Raw genomic sequence first — 16,566 nt, 5'->3', positions numbered from 1 at the left:
CGATCTATGTAAATCCTGGATGCTGGCGCAAAGCTAGCATTCATTGGCCGCTGCAAATCATTCCTTTGGCTGATTTGGCTGAAACATTAGCGCTCTACAGTGCAGGTCTTAGCCAAGACCGTGCAGTCAGATAAGGGATTCGTATGTTGCAGACCCGTGTTATCCCGCCCGCCGAAGGCGCTTACCAATACCCGCTGTTGATCAAACGCCTGCTGATGTCCGGGGCGCGTTACGAGAAGACCCGGGAAATCATCTACCGCGACAAGCTGCGCTACACCTACCCAACCCTGATCGAGCGGGTCGCGCGCCTGGCCAATGTGCTGACTGAAGCCGGGGTCAAGGCCGGTGACACGGTTGCCGTGATGGACTGGGACAGCCACCGTTACCTGGAGTGCATGTTCGCCATCCCGATGATCGGCGCGGTGATCCACACCATCAACGTGCGTCTGTCGCCGGAACAGATTCTCTACACCATGAACCACGCCCAAGACCGCTTTGTGCTGGTCAACAGCGAGTTCGTGGGGCTCTACCAGGCGATTGCCGGGCATCTGACCACGATCGACAAAACCCTGCTGCTCACCGACGCTGAGGCCAAGACTGCCGAGTTGCCGAACCTGGTCGGCGAGTACGAAACCCTGCTGGCGGCCGCCAGCCCCAAGTACGAGTTCCAGGACTTCGACGAAAATTCCGTCGCCACCACCTTCTACACCACCGGCACCACCGGCAACCCAAAAGGCGTGTACTTCACCCACCGCCAACTGGTGCTGCACACCATCGGCGTGGCGACCATAATGGGCAGTGTCGACAGCGTGCGCCTGCTGGGCACCAACGACGTGTACATGCCGATCACGCCGATGTTCCACGTGCACGCCTGGGGCCTGCCGTATGTGGCAACCATGCTTGGCCTGAAGCAGGTTTACCCTGGCCGCTACGACCCGGAATACCTGGTGGAGTTGTGGCGCAAAGAAAAGGTCACCTTCTCTCACTGCGTGCCGACCATCCTGCAAATGGTGCTCAACGCCAAGGCCGCCCAGGGCGTGGATTTTGGCGGCTGGAAAATCGTCATCGGCGGCAGCGCGCTTAACCGCACGTTGTATGAAGCGTCCAAGGCGCGGGGCATTCAGTTGACTGCCGCGTATGGCATGTCCGAGACCGGGCCGCTGGTGTCCTGCGCTCACCTCAACGAAGAGTTGATGGCGGGCACCGAGGACGAGCGCACCACCTACCGCATCAAGGCCGGCGTGCCCGGGCCGTTGGTGGAAGCGGCAATTATCGACGGCGACGGCAACTTTTTGCCCGCCGACGGCGAATCCCAGGGCGAGCTGGTGCTGCGTGCGCCGTGGCTCAGCGAAGGGTATTTCAACGAGCCGCAAAAGGGCGCCGAGCTGTGGGAAGGCGGCTGGATGCACACCGGTGACGTGGCCACGCTGGACGCGTTTGGGGTGATCGATATTCGCGATCGCATCAAGGACGTGATCAAGACCGGCGGCGAGTGGATCTCGTCATTGGCCCTCGAAGATTTGGTCAGCCGTCACCCGGCGGTACGCGAAGTAGCGGTGGTGGGCATCGCCGACCCACAGTGGGGCGAGCGCCCGTTTGCGTTGCTGGTAGTGCGTGATGGCCATGTGATAGGTGCCCGCGAGCTCAAGGAACACCTCAAGCCGTTCGTGGAGTTGGGACACTTGAGCAAGTGGGCGATTCCAAGCCAGATCGCCGTTGTTACTGAAATTCCCAAGACCAGTGTCGGCAAACTCGACAAAAAACGTATCCGCGTTGACATCATTGAATGGCAGGCCAACAACAGCACGTTCCTGTCCACGCTCTGACCCCCTTCGCCGCGCCCGTCCGGGCGCGGCAATGCTCTAACTCGCGGCTTCACTTGTGATTTTGGGATTTTCAGCCATCCTTGCCTCGCCGGCCTTCGTCGGCGTGGCGAAAAGGACTGTGGCAGACGGGTTGGTGATGCAAATCACACTTTAGAGGGATCAAGCGGTACCCCCTGCTGGCTATAGTCCCACTCAGAGTTTTTCACGGATGTTGCGCTGCGGGCCATGGGGGCCCGGTTGCCGTTCGGCATTGGAGTCGTTGTATTCCGGCCGTTACATGCATCCAGACGAAAGAGCTCACTGCCATAACAATAATGCACATGGAGTAGCGTCGATGACCTCAGTAAACCAGTTCTGGCGCCGGGCAAGACTGCCCCTGGCCGTCAGTCTCGCTTCTACGCTCGCCGGGCCCGCATTCGGCGTCAGTTTCAACATCGGTGAAATCGAAGGCAGCTTCGACTCATCCCTGTCGGTGGGGGCGAGCTGGTCGACTGCCGGTCGCAATAAAGACCTGATCGGTGCCAACAACGGTGGCAGGGGGTTATCGCAGACCTCCGATGACGGCCACTTGAACTTTGACAAGGGTGATTCCTTCTCGAAGATCTTCAAGGGTATCCATGACCTTGAGCTGAAATACGGCGACACCGGCATCTTTGTGCGTGGCAAGTACTGGTACGACTTCGCGCTGCAAAACGAAGACCTGGACTTCAAGAACGTCAGCAACAACAACCGCAAAGAAGGCGCCAAGTCTTCTGGCGGGCAGATCCTCGATGCCTTCATCTACCACAACTACACCATCGCCGATCAGCCGGGTAACGTGCGGTTCGGTAAACAGGTGGTGAGCTGGGGTGAAAGCACCTTCATCGGTGGCGGTATCAACTCCATCAACCCTATCGATGTGTCCGCGTTCCGTCGTCCGGGCGCCGAAATCAAGGAAGGCTTGATTCCGGTCAACATGTTCTACGTGTCGCAAACCCTCACCGATAACCTCTCGGCCGAAGCGTTCTACCAGCTGGAATGGGACCAGACCGTCACCGATAACTGCGGCACATTCTTCTCCCAGCCGGACGTCATCTCGGATGGTTGCAGCAATAACCTGCGGGTGCTGAACAAGCGCTCCACCATCCCTGGCGCGGCCTTGCCGACCCTTAATGCCCTGGGCGTGGATGTGAACAACGAAGGGGTGCTGGTACGTCGCGGCGGTGACCGTGATGCACGCGACAGCGGCCAGTTCGGCGTGGCCATGCACTACAACTTCGAGCCGCTGGACACGGAGTTCGGTGCGTACTTCATGAACTACCACAGCCGTGCGCCGATCTTCAGCGCCACCGGTGCGCCAAACTCGGCCTACACCCGTCCGCTGGGGCCGCTGGGGGCTTTGCGCCCATTGATCGTGGCAGGCAGCTCCCAGTACTTTGTCGAGTACCCGGAAGATATCCGCCTCTACGGCTTGAGCTTCTCCACCACGTTGCCTACCGGCACCGCGTGGAGTGGTGAACTGAGCTACCGGCCAAATGCGCCGGTACAACTGAGCACCACCGATATCCTGTACGCGGGCGTCACGCCGATTCCGGGCTTTGGCAATGCGTCGGTGCTCAAGGGCACACCGGGCCAGGACCTGCACGGCTACAACCGTAAGGAAGTGACCCAGTTCCAGACCACCTTCACGCACTTCTTCGACCAGGTCATGGGCGCTACTCGCCTGACGACTGTGGGCGAAATCGGCGTGACCCACGTCGGCGGCCTGGAGAGCAAAAACCAGGCACGTTATGGCCGTGATCCGGTCTTCGGCCCCGGCACGCTGCCCGGCGGTTTCTGCAATGCGCTTAACAATTCGACAGCCAACGGCGCAGGCCTGCCGAATGCGTCCGGCCTGAACACCAACTGCAACAACGACGGCTACACCACCGCCACGTCCTGGGGTTATCGCGCCCGGGCCATCTGGGAATACCCGGATGTGTTTGCCGGTGTGAACCTCAAGCCCAACGTGGCCTGGTCCCACGACGTCAAAGGTTATTCGCCTGGTCCTGGCGGCAACTTTGAAGAAGGTCGCAAGGCCGTCAGCCTGGGTGTGGATGCCGAGTACCAGAACACCTACACCGTCGGCCTCAACTACACCAACTTCTTCGGTGGCAAGTTCACCACCGTGGATGACCGTGACTTCATCGCGCTGAGCGCCGGCGTGAACTTCTAAGCACAACCTCTTTAAGCAGTCTGTTTTCAGGAAGAACCAGAACATGAAAATAACTAGAAGTTTGTTGCATGTGGGTGTGCTTGGGCTGTCGATCCTGGCGAGCAACGTCATGGCGGCAGTGACGGCGGATGAAGCCGCCAAGTTGGGCACGACCCTGACGCCGATGGGCGCCGAAATGGCCGGTAACGCGGCCGGCACCATTCCTAAATGGTCGCCGCTGCCAACCAATGCCGGCGCCGTGGATGCCCGTGGCTTCCTGGCCAACCCGTATGCCAGCGAACAGCCGCAGTTCACTATCACCGCGCAGAACGTCGAGCAGTACAAGGACAAGCTGGCGCCGGGGCAGTACGCGATGTTCAAGCGCTACCCGGACACCTTCAAGATGCCCGTGTACCCGACCCATCGTGGCGCTACCGTGCCGGCTGATGTGTTTGCCTCGATCAAGAAGAACGCCACCAACACCAACCTGGTGTCCGGCGGTAACGGCCTGGAAAACTTCGAAACCGCGGTTCCGTTCCCGATTCCGAAAAGCGGCGTGGAAGTTATCTGGAACCACATCACCCGCTATCGCGGCGGTAGCGTGACCCGTCTGGTGACCCAGGCCACGCCGCAAACCAACGGCTCGTTCAGCCTGGTGTACTTCCGCGATCAGTTCGTGTTCCGCGACAAGATGAAGGACTACGACCCGAAAAACCCGGGCAACGTGCTGTTCTACTTCAAGCAGCAAGTCACCGCGCCGGCGCGTCTGGCCGGTGGTGTACTGCTGGTGCACGAAACTCTGGACCAGGTGAAAGAGCCGCGTTCGGCGTGGGTCTACAACGCCGGCCAGCGCCGTGTGCGCCGGGCGCCGCAAGTGTCCTATGACGGGCCGGGTACCGCCGCCGATGGCCTGCGTACCTCCGACAACCTCGACATGTACAACGGTGCCCCGGACCGCTACGACTGGAAGCTTGAAGGCAAGAAAGAAATCTACATCGCGTCCAACAGCTACAAGATAGACGATCCGAAGCTCAAGTACGCCGACATCATCAAGGCCGGCCACATCAACCAGGACCTGGCGCGCTATGAGCTGCGCCGCGTCTGGCACGTGGTCGCGACCCTGAAGGAAGGCCAGCGCCACATCTATGCCAAGCGTGATTTCTTCATCGACGAAGACACCTGGCAAGCAGCGGTTATCGACCACTACGACGGTCGCGGCCAACTGTGGCGCGTCGCCGAAGCCCATGCCGAGAACTACTACGACAAGCAAGTGCCGTGGTACGCCATCGAAACCCTCTACGACCTGCAGTCCGGCCGCTACCTGGCGCTGGGCATGAAGAACGAAGAGAAGCAGGCCTATGACTTCGGCTTCACCGCCTCCACCGCAGACTTCTCCCCGGCGGCCCTGCGCCAGGATGGGGTTCGCTAAGCTGTTTTAACTGAGGCCGCATCCTCAGCGTGAAGCCCCGACTGGTTCGGGGCTTTTTTATGTGGGGATATTTTTTGTCGCAGTTCTTTTTCAGGCAAATGCCGCAAAGATCTACAAACCCGCCGCTTTTACCGCTAGTCTGCGGACATCTGCAGTGCCGACAACAGCCTTCTACAAGAGCCCGGCGATGACTGATCTGTCCCGAATCCAAGGGCCTGCGAGCGCGGTGATTCCGACTCTGGAATCGCGCTTCTACAGGCCACCGCTGCCTGACGGCTATGTGCTGCGCCCGCGCCTGTGCGAACGCCTGAGTGCCGGCCTTGCGGGACGACTGTTGCTGGTGAGCGCCCCGGCCGGGTTCGGCAAGAGTTCGCTGGCGGTGGAGTTCTGCCAGAGTCTGCCGGCGCATTGGCAAAGCCTGTGGCTGGGCCTGAGCCCACGGGATAACGACCCCGGCCGCTTCCTTGAGCGCCTGCTCGACGGCTTGCAGCAATACTTCCCGCAACTGGGTGGCCAATCCCTGGGCCTGCTGAAGATGCGTCAGCGTCACCAACCCTTTGCCTTTGAAGAATGGCTCGACGGCTTGCTCGACGAGCTGACGCTGCACCTGTCCACCCAATCGCCATTGCTGCTGGTGCTGGATGACTACCATCTGGCCCAGGGCCCGGTGCTGGATCGCTGCCTGCAATTTTTCCTCAATCATCTACCCGATGGTCTGCTGGTGATGGTCACCAGCCGCCAGCGCCCGGACTGGCACCTGGCGCGCCTGCGGCTCTCGCGCCACCTGCTGGAGCTGCATGAACAAGACCTGCGCCTGACCCATGACGAATCGCTGGCGGTACTCGACAAACACAGCAGTTCGTTGCGCGGCGAAGCCCTGGACAACCTGATCCGCCGCAGCGAGGGTTGGGTGGCTGGCCTGCGCTTCTGGTTGCTGGCCCTTTCCGAAGCCGGCAATGACGCCGCGTTGCCGCAACATTTGCACGGTGGCGAAGGGCTGATCCGCGACTACCTGCTCGAAGAAGTCATCGATTGCCTGCCGGCAGACGTTCAAGCCTTTTTGTATGACACCGCCCCACAGGATCGTTTTTGCAGCGAGCTGTGTGACGCCGTACGCGAAGCCCACGACAGCGCGCATATCCTCGGTTATTTGCAGGCCCACCAAGTGTTTCTGGTGCCGCTGGATGAGCAGGGCCACTGGTATCGCTACCACCATCTGTTTTCCGACCTGCTGCGTACCCGCCGTGCCAGCAGTGCCAACGTGCCGATTGCCAGCCTGCACCTGCGTGCCTGTCGCTGGTTCAATACCCAGGGCCTGATCGATGAAGCGGTGGAACAGGCGTTGCGCGCCGGCCACCTGGATGTGGCGGCGAACCTGGTGCAGAACCTATCGGAGGAGCAACTGCTGGCCGAGCAGAATGTCGGCATGCTGCTGCGCTGGAAGATGGACTTGCCCGACAGCCTGCTGATCAGCACGCCGCGTTTGATCGTGCTCTACAGCTGGGCATTGGGGCTGGCCTGCCAACTGGATGCGGCCGAAGAACTGTCCAGCTATCTCAGCCGCTTCCTGCCGGCGCCGTCGGCCACTGCGCAAAAGTCGATGCTGGCCCAATGGTTGGCGCTGAGCGGGATTATCGCTCGCGGCCGAGGCGATCGTGAGTTGACCCTGCGTTATTGCAGCGAGGCGCTGGAAAGCTTGCCGCAAAAACGCTATGGCCAGCGCCTGATGTGCCTGTCGACCTTGTCCAACCTGGCCATCGTCGATGCCGATTTGTGGCGTGCCCGTGGCCTGAATCGCGAATCCCTGGAGCTGGCGCAGCGCGTCGGCAACCCGCTGTTCGAGGCGCTGGCCCATTACGATCGGGCGCGGGTGTTGCAGGCGCGCGGCGAAATCCTGCGTTCCCTGGATGAAGTGCGCCAAGGCCTGCAACGCCTGCACGGCCTGGCGCCGCAGCGGCTGTACGCGGTGCGCGCGCGGTTGTCGCTGTACGAGGGCTATCTGCTGCTGGTGCGCTATCAGCCCGAGGCCGGCCTTGTCCGTTTACGCGCGGGTCTGAACGAAGCCCGTGCCTGCCGGGATATCAGCGTGCTGATCGGGCATTGTGTGATTGCCAACTTTGAAGGGCGCCGTGGGGATTTTCCCACGGCGTTTGCCGAGCTTGCCGAAGCTGAGCGCTTGATGCACATCTGGGATGTGCCGCCGATCTACTACCTGGCGATGATCACCCTGATCAAATGCGAGCTGTGGCTGGCTCAAGGCCGCACTGACCTGGCAGAGGCCTGGTTGACCCGGCTGGGGCAAACCTACAACGGCGAACACGCAGCCGCCGCGCCGGAATTTCACCCGCACTTGCCGCAACATATCGGGCTGCAACAGGCTGCGTTGGACGCCACCCGTCATCAACCGGCCGCCGCGTTGCAACGCCTCGAAGAACTGGCGCAGCAGGCGCATAACAGTGGGCGACAAATGATTGCCTTGATGGCCCTGACCCAGCAAGTGCAGTTGTTGCTGGAGTGCGGGCAGCAAGACCAGGCCCGACTGGCACTGGCCCGCGCCCTTGAGGCGGGCGCTGGTGGGGCCCTGCAACCCTTTCAGCGGCTGCTGGAGAGTTATCCGGATTGGATGCGTGAACAGCTTGGCCGGGAGGCTCATGGCTTGCTGAACCAGAGCCTGTTGGCGCTGTTGCCGGTGGCTGCGATGGTTGAGGCCTTGCCTAATCATGAAACCTTGAGCGCACGTGAGCTGGCGGTGCTGCAACTCATCGCCCAAGGCTGCTCGAACCAGGAAATCAGCAATCAGTTGTTTATCTCCCTGCACACCGTGAAAACCCACGCCAGCCATATCAACAGCAAACTGGGAGTGGAGCGCCGTACCCAAGCCGTGGCTCGGGCGCAGGAAATGGGGTTGTTCAGGCAGGTGTAAAACTAATTTAGTTGCGTTGTGAAATGGTCAGATGCGCCACTTTTCTTTGATGTATTTCGAGGCGAACTCTATTTCCGGAAACAGTGATCGAGAATTTATATTCAGGATGTCCAGTTGTTTGAGGATGGATAGTTTATGAGCTGCAGCGATGTCGATTTTTGTCATTTTTAGCTCTTTGGATTTTTCTGGAGTACGATATTCCAGCAGTCCAGCCGCTACAAAAGCCCCTGATTGAGCGATCACCCTGCGATTGGCCTTGGCAGGGTGTACAAAAAAGTATTTGAACAAGTCGCCGGGTTTTGCCTTATCTAAGAAGTAGGGCTTCTCTATTCTGATAAATTGCAATAACCGATTCATAGGTTTGAGCTTTCTAAACGCAGTAGCGTCTTTTTTATTCCAGCGTCTTGAGGGGGTTCGCTGCCTGTAAAGATGTGCCCTTTCGTTATCACTGAGTCTGGCCAGGTTACAAATAAGACTGACGGTATCACTGTCTGCAAATTTAACGCGTCGGCTGGAGAAGTCGAGAATGCGCACAGCCCCATCTTCTTCGGCGTGCAGGGGGTCTGCGCAGGCAAAGTACAGCGCGACTAATGGATTTAGAGAAACATCTAAAAGTCGGGTAGGGAGCCCGTAATGCTGCGCCTTTACGAGTTTGTCAAACATTGATTTTTCTGCAGTAAACTCTCCCGGTACTTCAAGTAACAGCTCACTCAAAATCTGACTTTCTGCCTCCGGCTTGAGTCCTCTGGTTATAGAAGGTTTGAGATCCCACGCAGCATTTGCTTCACCTCGATAGCACCTTACATGCGGCATTTTTTTTGTCAGGTTAAATATGCCGCTTAAGTACGACTCTACATCGTGTGCGCTAAGCGTGGCAGAAACAGGGCTGTGGTTTTTCATGGGGTGCCTGATTGTTTAAGCGCGTGGTTGATTGTTCGATGCTCAACTGTGTAGAAGAGCCGAGCACCGGGACACTCTGCCTTGCGAGCCCTGCGCGTGTTGTGCAGCTGCCTACGCGGTGAAGTTGCTGTCAATGTTTAGAAGGGCTGTGCAGTGCTACTGCTCACTCAGCTTCTTGATCTTCTTTCTGGCGTAGTTTGGCGTCAGGGGAGAATCTTCCGCAATGCTGTTCCATTCGTGCATGAGTTCCTTGGTTGTACCTTCCCACTCTGTGGTGAGATTGCTTTTCAACGACAACATTTCGATTTTTCTTTTCAGGCAACCGTAACGAGAAGCCTTGGTTCTATGCTGCTCGGCTTTTTCGGAAGGGCGTATCAATATTTGCAACGAGGATAGAATCGTAACGGCGATAGCCGCGACTTTTAATGAAATAGACCACATGTCTTCCGGTGGCGCTTGGTAAAAGATGAATGAGGCGACGATGACTGAGCAAGTGACCAAGGGCATGGCGATGAAAAAGTTCCACCACAGGTACCGTTCAGCCATTATGAAATGGCCTGTTTGAGCCGCATTAAGTCGAGTTTCCCACTCCTTGAGCTTCCGTTCTATTTTTGATTCGGTACAGCATCCTGGGTTTTCCATAACGGCTCGAATTGATGGCTCGGTGAAAGTGTGCGAGCGGTCGAATACTATCGCCCGATTGACTCTCGATGATACTTAATTGCCATCATTGTTGTCCAGTTCACGCCGGGTGACATCACCGCATGCCCGGGCACGCTTTGATCGACGTGTCAGCGGTTTTGCTGACCAGGGCGGCAAAGCGCTTGAGGTTGTTCTGATGCGCCGCCACCAAGTCATCAATGCTCGGGCCTGCGGGTGTCTGCAAGGTGGTGCGGCAGGTCAGCGGTGCGGCATCTGCGCCGCTGGTGGACCGCAGGCGCCAGCGCACGTCGAGCAGTGCGTATTGGCCCGGCACCGAGTCAAATCGCTGCACTTCAACGCGCAACGACAGGGCCTGCCGGGAGCGACTGTTGGCCAGTTGGTCCACCAGCGCGCTTTTCAGCTCATCGGCCAGGGTTGCGGCCCACCATTGGGTTTCAAGGATCGCCAGCCCACTGTCACCCTGGCGAATCACGATTTGCGCGCGGTCCACCTGGGGCGGCACGCTGATGCTTTCAATACGGATATCGCTGGCCTGTGCCTGAGTGCTGTTATTCCAGTGCACCGGGGTCAGGGTGTGGAAGGCAATCGGCTCACTGCGACAGGCCGCGAGCAACACCAGCGCGGCGACCAGGGTGAGTTTCAAGGGAAAGGTCATGGCGGCTCCAATGGTCATTTGCGCGGTGGCCCTTGCAGGTCTGTTGGCGCGGCGTTGTCAGGGCGACCGCGGATCAGCGATTCCGGATGCCGGCCCAGGTAGTCCGACAGTTCGCGCAAGGAGCGCGACATGCGGGCCAGTTCATCCAGGGTCTGGGTCAGTTGTTCACGCTGCGGCGAGTCTTCGGCCAGGGTTGAGTTGGCCGACTGCAAGGTCTTGCTCACGTCACCCAGGGTGCTCTGCACGCCAGGCAGGGTCTTGGCGTTGAACTGGGCAAGGCTTTTGCGCAGCTCCACCAGGCTGCCGTCGAGGTTGCCGGCGATGCGTTCGATCGGCAGTTGGTTGACCTTGTTGACGATGCCTTCGAGTTTCTCCTGCAACTGTTCCAGATTGCCGGGGATGGTCGGAATGTTGACCGGGCGTAGGTTCGGGTCAAACGTGACTTTGTCGGCTTTCGGGAAAAAGTCCAGGGCGATGTACAGCTGGCCGGTCAGCAGGTTGCCGCTGCGGGCCTGAGCGCGCAGGCCGTTTTCGATAAAGGTGCCAATCAGGCGCACGCCGCCCGCTTCATCATTGGGGTCATGGTTGGTGGCCTTGAGCAGCTTGGTGTTGGCTTCACCGAGCAACTGCGGGTAAATCACGATGCCGACGTTGATCGGGAAACTGCGTTTTTTGGCATCGAAGTCCAGGTTGATCGACACCACTTTGCCGAACTCGACCCCAAGAAATTCCACCGGCGCGCCGACCTTGAGCCCACGCAATGCCTGATCAAAACGCAGCGCCATGTATTGCCCTTGCCCGCTGGGCGGGGCGAGGGCGCTTTGCTGGTCGTCGAACAGTTCATAGGGGTGATCTTCGTTGGCCGGTTTGTCGTTGGGGCTGTAGGGCGGTGCCTGGAACGCGATGCCGCCGGCCAACATCGATGACAAGGACTCGGTTTTCAGCGCGAAACCATTGGCGCCGACACTCAGGTCAATGCCGCTGGCATTCCAGAAGCGCGTGTTTTCGGTGACGTACACATCATTGGGCGCATGCACGAAAACCTCGATCTTCACGCCCTTGCCATCGTCATCCAGCTCGTAGGCCACTACCTGGCCCACCGGGATCTTGCGGTAGTACACCGGCGAGCCGATATCCAGCGAGCCCAGGCCCTGGGTATGCAACGTGAAGCGCTTGCCCGGCTCGCCATAGGTGATGGGCGGCGGGTTTTCCAGGCCTTTGAACTGTTTGGCGCGCGTATCGGATTGGCCGATATCGGCGCCGATATAGTCACCGGACAGCAAGGTATCGATGCCGGACACGCCACCGGCACCGATGCGCGGGCGTACCACCCAGAACTTGGAGTCTTCACGGGTGAAGCTTTCCGCCTGCTTGGCCAGTTTGATGGTGGCGTTGACGCTTTTCTGGTCATCGCTCAAGGCCACATCCGAGACTTGGCCGATCACCACGTTGCGGTATTTGACCTCGGTTTTATTGGCAACCAGACCGTTGCCGGTCTTGAAGTTGAGGACGATGACCGGGCCCTGTTGCAGCACGTTGTGCACCACCAGCGAGATGCCCACCAGCACTGCCACGATCGGCACGATCCACACCAGCGAAACGCTGAAGCGCCGCGTCTTGATGGCCGGTGAGCCGGCAGGCGTGTCAGTGTTGTGTGAACTCATCCGAGATCTCCTCGTTGTGTGGGTTTTCCCAGATCAGGCGCGGGTCGAAACTCATGGCCGCGAGCATGGTGAACACCACCACCAGACCAAAAAACAAAATGCCCAGGCGTGGCTCGATGGTGCCCAGCGCCTGGAACTTCACCAGCGCGGCCACCAGCGCGACCACAATGACATCGAGCATGGACCAGTACCCGATCAGCTCGACGAACCGAAACAGCTTCGAGCGCTCTTTGCGCGCCCACTGGCTGTTGCGTTGCACGGTGACCAGCAGCAGGGTCAGCGAGAGAAACTTGATGCCCGGCACCGCAATGCTGGCAATGAAAATGATCAGGGCAATGTCCCAGGCGCCATGCTGCCAGAACTCCAGCACGCCGCTCATGATGGTGCTGTCGGCGCCGGAACCGAGCATGGTGGTGTTCATCACCGGCAATAAATTCGCCGGGATATAAAACGCCAGTGCCGTGAGCATGTAGGCCCAGGTGCGGGTCAGTGAGTGGAGTTTGCGCCGATGCAGCGGCGCGCCGCAGCGCTCGCACTCGCTGGGTTCGTCGCGCATGTCGCATGGTTGGCCGCAGGTATGGCACAGGCACAGGTTGAGTTCGCGGGCGGTCGGTGGCGAGTTCATACGGCGTCCCACAAGTCGCGTACGTCACGCCCGGCGATGCGAATCAGCAACAAGGCGAGGGCGGCGAGGGCGAACAGGCCGGTGCCGGGGATCACGTCGAGCATGCCGGCCAGCTTGAACACCGCAACCATGGCGCCCAGCAGGCAGACTTCGAGCATGCTCCACGGCCTCAGCGCTTCCAGCCAGCGCATGCACACTTTGAACGCTGGCGAGCGCTTGCCGGCCAGGGCGAAACTCAGCACCCACATCAGCAAGAGCAACTGAAACACCGGCGCGATGATGATCGAGATCGCCGCCACCAGCGCAATAAAGGTGATCGGCCCCAGGCTCAGCGCGACCACCGAGTCCCACAGGGTCGCGCTGTTTTTAAGGCCCTGCAGGCTGATGCTCATCACCGGATAGAAATTGGCAAAGGTCCACAGCACCGCTGCGGTGACGGTCAGCGCGAGGCGCTGTTGCACCGACAACCCGTTGTAACGCTGCAACACGCCTGCGCAACGGGTGCACAGGGCTTTTTGATGTTTGGCGAGCGTGACCTTTTCGTACACGCAATCGCAGTGTTCGCAGATGATCCGAGAATTGGCCATACGTCTTGCTCCAAATGCGACGCTGCGGTGCGGGTTCCATGGCGCTTGAGTAGCTTAGCAGTTGAGACTCTTCGAATCCGGAGCAAGCTCCACCATACTGCGCCTGGAATGTGCCATAGAGCTTGCAGGAACGCCCATGAATATCGAAAAACCCGTGCTGATCCGCGAAACCTTCCCCGTCGGCCCGTTGCAGTGCAACTGCACCATCATCGGCGACCCGATCAGCAAAAAAGCCATTGTGGTCGACCCGGGCGGCAATCACGAGCTGATCCTGGCGCGCCTCGATGCGCTGGGCCTCAAGGTGGTGAGCATTATCCACACCCACGCCCACCTGGATCACTTCCTGGCGTCCGGCCAGTTGAAAGAGAAGACCGGCGCCACGCTGCATTTGCACAAAGAAGACCAATTTCTTTGGGATAACCTGGAAATGCAATGCCAAATGTTTCGTGTGCCCTACACGCCGGTGCCGTCGCCAGACCGCTGGCTGGAGGACGACGAGGAGCTGGCCTGTGGCTGCGGGGTGGCGCTGCATACGCCGGGGCACACACCGGGTTCGATGAGTTTCTGGTTTGCCGATGCCAAGCTGCTGATCGCCGGCGATACGTTGTTCAAGCGCGGCGTAGGGCGTACCGACCTGTGGGGTGGCGACCAGGCGACGATAGTGCGCTCGATCAAGCAGCGGTTGTACACCCTGGATGAGGGCGCGACCGTGGTGACAGGGCATGGCCCGGACACCCGCTTGGGCGATGAGATGCGCGAAAACCCATTTGTGCGGGCTTGAGGGTACGCCTGGCAAGATTTCGTTTACCGGCGCTGTTCTCTCTCAAGCACCGCAGTAGCAAAAAACGCAGGTCGCGTTCAGCCTGCGTCTGCTACGGTTTCCCTGGCGGTGATAGCGGCCAGTAGTTTGTTCTGGCGCGGGACGCGGCCACGGAATTTTTACCGCTTGTCGCGTTCCAAACTCCGCACAGGTCGATTGCCAATGTCCTCTGCACCACAGAATGCAAAAGTAGGAGCTCCCTTCATGTTTACTCCGCGTCGTCTGCTTGTTGTCGCTACCGCCGTAGCCCTGTTGTCCGGCTGCGCTTCACCTAATCCTTATGACGGCAGCCAGGGACAGGCCAGCAACGGTTCCGAAGGGGGCATCAGCAAAACCGCCAAGTACGGCGGCCTGGGTGCCCTGGCCGGTGCGCTGGCAGGTGCTGCCATTGACCATAACAACCGTGGCAAGGGCGCACTGATCGGTGGTGCCATTGCAGGCCTGGGCGCCGCCGGTTATGGCTACTACGCCGACCAGCAGGAAAAGAAACTGCGTGAAAGCATGGCCAACACCGGTGTTGAGGTGCAGCGCCAGGGCGACCAGATCAAGTTGATCATGCCGGGTAATATCACCTTCGCGACCAACTCCGATGCCATCGCCAGTAGCTTCTACACGCCGCTCAATAACCTGGCGGGTTCGCTGAAGCAGTTCAACCAGAACACCATCCAGATCGTCGGCTACACCGACAGCACGGGCAGCCGCCAGTTGAACATGGACCTGTCCCAGCGTCGTGCCCAGAGCGTGGCCAACTACCTGACTTCCCAGGGCGTCAGCCCGACCAACCTGAGCGCCCGCGGTGCCGGCCCGGATAACCCGATTGCCAGCAACGCTGACGTCAATGGCCGTGCCCAGAACCGTCGCGTAGAAGTTAACCTCGGCCCGATCCCCGGCCAGCAATACGGCCAGCCTGGTCAGCAGCAACAACAACAGGCACCGCAGCAGAACAACCAGTTCCAGGGCAACCCGTACCAGCAATACCAGTAAACCCTGGGCATTAAAAAGGGCGCCGTGCAGTCAATGCACGGCGCCCTTTTTGTGGCTGGCGATTACATCAGTCGATGTATTCGAACACCTTCACGATCTTCTGCACGCCGGACACGCCCTGTACCAGGTTGGCCGCACGGGTGGCTTCCGCCTGGGTCAGCAGGCCCATCATGTAGACGATGCCATTATCGGTGACGATCTTGATGCGCGAGCCGGGTACACCGCTGTCGGTGAGCATCTGCGCCTTGATCTTGGTGGTCAGCAACGCATCGTTGCTGATGGCCAGCAGGGTGATCGGGTCCATGACCTGCAGCTCGTTGTGGACCTTCTTGACCCGCTGAACCGTCGAGGCGGCTTGTTCGGCCTGGGCCTTGAGGTCGGCACGCGGCGTCTGCCCGGCCAGCAGTACCACGCCGTTGAAGCTGGTGACCACAATGCGCGAGGCGCCGTTGCCCAGGTCGGTAGCGGCCTTGGCGACGTTGACCTTGACCTTGGTTTCGATCAGCGAATCATCGATGGTGCTGCCGAATGTGCGTGTGCCCCGGTCATCCTGAATGGGTGTGTCACGTGTCGCAGTGATTGCCGTGCTGCACCCGCTGATGGCGAGGCACAGCGTAATGGCCAAAAGGCTGAGGCGGTTAACGGTCATTCTTCACTCCCGAACAGTTGGCTGTCGATCAGATCGCACAGGCAGTGGATCGCCAGCAGGTGGACTTCTTGAATGCGTGCAGTGACGTTGGCCGGGACACGGATCTCCACGTCCTCAGGCAATAACAGCGAGGCCATGCCGCCGCCGTCGCGCCCGGTCAAGGCTACGACAATCATTTCGCGGTCATGTGCGGCCTGGATCGCTTGAATAATGTTCGCCGAGTTGCCGCTGGTGGAAATCGCCAGCAATACATCGCCGGGTTGGCCCAGGGCGCGGATCTGCTTCGAGAAGATTTCGTTGTAGCTGTAGTCGTTGGCGATCGAGGTGATCGTCGACGAGTCTGTGGTCAGGGCAATGGCCGGCAGGCTCGGGCGCTCGCGCTCGAAGCGGTTGAGCAGCTCGGAGGAGAAGTGCTGGGCATCACCGGCCGAACCGCCGTTGCCGCACGAAAGCATTTTGCCCTCGTTGAGCAAGGCATTGACCATGACCTGACTGGCTTGCTCGATGTGCGGTGCAAGTACGTCCATCGCCTGTTGCTTGGTGTCGATGCTGGCCTGGAAAAGCTGGCGAATTCGGGATTGCATGTCCATCTGTGTGACCTTAAGTAGCGCGGCTGTTTGGCACAGTAATGTGCAGCCCGCAAAGCAAAGAGCAAAAGTGTGTGGTGA

14 protein-coding genes are annotated in these 16,566 nt (G+C 59.5%); 6 read left to right on the top strand and 8 right to left on the bottom strand.

Annotation, left to right across the window (positions count from 1 at the left end):
* Positions 1 to 143 precede the first annotated feature (143 nt).
* From ASE80_RS11410 to ASE80_RS11395, 4 genes are all read left to right on the top strand, one after another.
* On the top strand, positions 144 to 1,826 hold the full coding sequence (locus ASE80_RS11410) for a fatty acid--CoA ligase (RefSeq protein WP_056858999.1): 1,683 nt from the start codon (positions 144 to 146) through the stop codon (positions 1,824 to 1,826).
* A 334-nt stretch (positions 1,827 to 2,160) separates the two neighbouring features.
* Positions 2,161 to 4,020, top strand: a complete 1,860-nt coding sequence (locus tag ASE80_RS11405; RefSeq protein WP_056858998.1) for a DUF1302 domain-containing protein — start codon at positions 2,161 to 2,163, stop codon at positions 4,018 to 4,020.
* Positions 4,021 to 4,063: 43 nt separating this feature from the next.
* Entirely contained in the window at positions 4,064 to 5,428 is a 1,365-nt protein-coding gene (locus tag ASE80_RS11400) for a DUF1329 domain-containing protein (RefSeq protein WP_056858997.1), read from the top strand.
* Positions 5,429 to 5,615: 187 nt separating this feature from the next.
* A complete protein-coding gene (locus ASE80_RS11395) occupies positions 5,616 to 8,351 on the top strand; it encodes a LuxR C-terminal-related transcriptional regulator (RefSeq protein WP_056858996.1) in 2,736 nt (911 codons plus the stop codon).
* Between the two features lie 27 nt (positions 8,352 to 8,378).
* Here the strand turns inward: ASE80_RS11395 and ASE80_RS11390 are convergent, their stop codons facing one another.
* The 6 genes from ASE80_RS11390 to ASE80_RS11365 all read right to left on the bottom strand — a co-directional run bounded on the left by ASE80_RS11390 (position 8,379) and on the right by ASE80_RS11365 (position 13,445).
* Complete coding sequence (locus tag ASE80_RS11390) at positions 8,379 to 9,251, bottom strand: FRG domain-containing protein (RefSeq protein ID WP_082463598.1); 873 nt, start codon at positions 9,249 to 9,251, stop codon at positions 8,379 to 8,381.
* A 156-nt stretch (positions 9,252 to 9,407) separates the two neighbouring features.
* The gene (locus tag ASE80_RS11385; protein WP_111452778.1) at positions 9,408 to 9,893 is read right to left on the bottom strand and encodes an SLATT domain-containing protein; all 486 of its coding nucleotides are present in this window, start codon (positions 9,891 to 9,893) and stop codon (positions 9,408 to 9,410) included.
* A gap of 115 nt (positions 9,894 to 10,008) precedes the next feature.
* Positions 10,009 to 10,569 (bottom strand): PqiC family protein, encoded by a 561-nt coding sequence (locus ASE80_RS11380; RefSeq protein ID WP_056858993.1) that lies wholly within the window; start codon positions 10,567 to 10,569, stop codon positions 10,009 to 10,011.
* Positions 10,570 to 10,583: 14 nt separating this feature from the next.
* Positions 10,584 to 12,233, bottom strand: coding sequence for a PqiB family protein (locus ASE80_RS11375; protein ID WP_056858992.1), 1,650 nt, complete (start codon positions 12,231 to 12,233; stop codon positions 10,584 to 10,586).
* The gene (locus tag ASE80_RS11370; protein ID WP_056858991.1) at positions 12,214 to 12,858 is read right to left on the bottom strand and encodes a paraquat-inducible protein A; all 645 of its coding nucleotides are present in this window, start codon (positions 12,856 to 12,858) and stop codon (positions 12,214 to 12,216) included. Before ASE80_RS11370 ends, ASE80_RS11375 begins: the two co-directional genes overlap by 20 nt.
* Positions 12,855 to 13,445: a paraquat-inducible protein A gene (locus ASE80_RS11365; RefSeq protein WP_056858990.1), complete on the bottom strand. Its 591-nt coding sequence runs from the start codon at positions 13,443 to 13,445 to the stop codon at positions 12,855 to 12,857. The genes ASE80_RS11370 and ASE80_RS11365 overlap by 4 nt, the downstream gene beginning before the upstream one ends.
* Before the next feature lie 136 nt (positions 13,446 to 13,581).
* Here ASE80_RS11365 and ASE80_RS11360 point away from each other — a divergent pair, with 136 nt between their 5' ends.
* Both ASE80_RS11360 and ASE80_RS11355 read left to right on the top strand, forming a co-directional pair.
* A complete protein-coding gene (locus tag ASE80_RS11360) occupies positions 13,582 to 14,226 on the top strand; it encodes an MBL fold metallo-hydrolase (RefSeq protein ID WP_056858989.1) in 645 nt (214 codons plus the stop codon).
* A gap of 243 nt (positions 14,227 to 14,469) precedes the next feature.
* Entirely contained in the window at positions 14,470 to 15,249 is a 780-nt protein-coding gene (locus ASE80_RS11355; protein ID WP_056858988.1) for an OmpA family protein, read from the top strand.
* Between the two features lie 67 nt (positions 15,250 to 15,316).
* Here the strand turns inward: ASE80_RS11355 and ASE80_RS11350 are convergent, their stop codons facing one another.
* Complete coding sequence (locus tag ASE80_RS11350) at positions 15,317 to 15,898, bottom strand: BON domain-containing protein (RefSeq protein WP_017138196.1); 582 nt, start codon at positions 15,896 to 15,898, stop codon at positions 15,317 to 15,319.
* On the bottom strand, positions 15,895 to 16,488 hold the full coding sequence (locus ASE80_RS11345; protein WP_007904374.1) for a phosphoheptose isomerase: 594 nt from the start codon (positions 16,486 to 16,488) through the stop codon (positions 15,895 to 15,897). Before ASE80_RS11345 ends, ASE80_RS11350 begins: the two co-directional genes overlap by 4 nt.
* Positions 16,489 to 16,566: the final 78 nt, after the last annotated feature.

This window comes from Pseudomonas sp. Leaf15 (assembly GCF_001421425.1).
Lineage (GTDB): Bacteria > Pseudomonadota > Gammaproteobacteria > Pseudomonadales > Pseudomonadaceae > Aquipseudomonas > Aquipseudomonas salomonii.
Note: the sequence above shows the minus strand (reverse complement) of the source record. Positions and strands in the feature narration are given on the sequence as shown.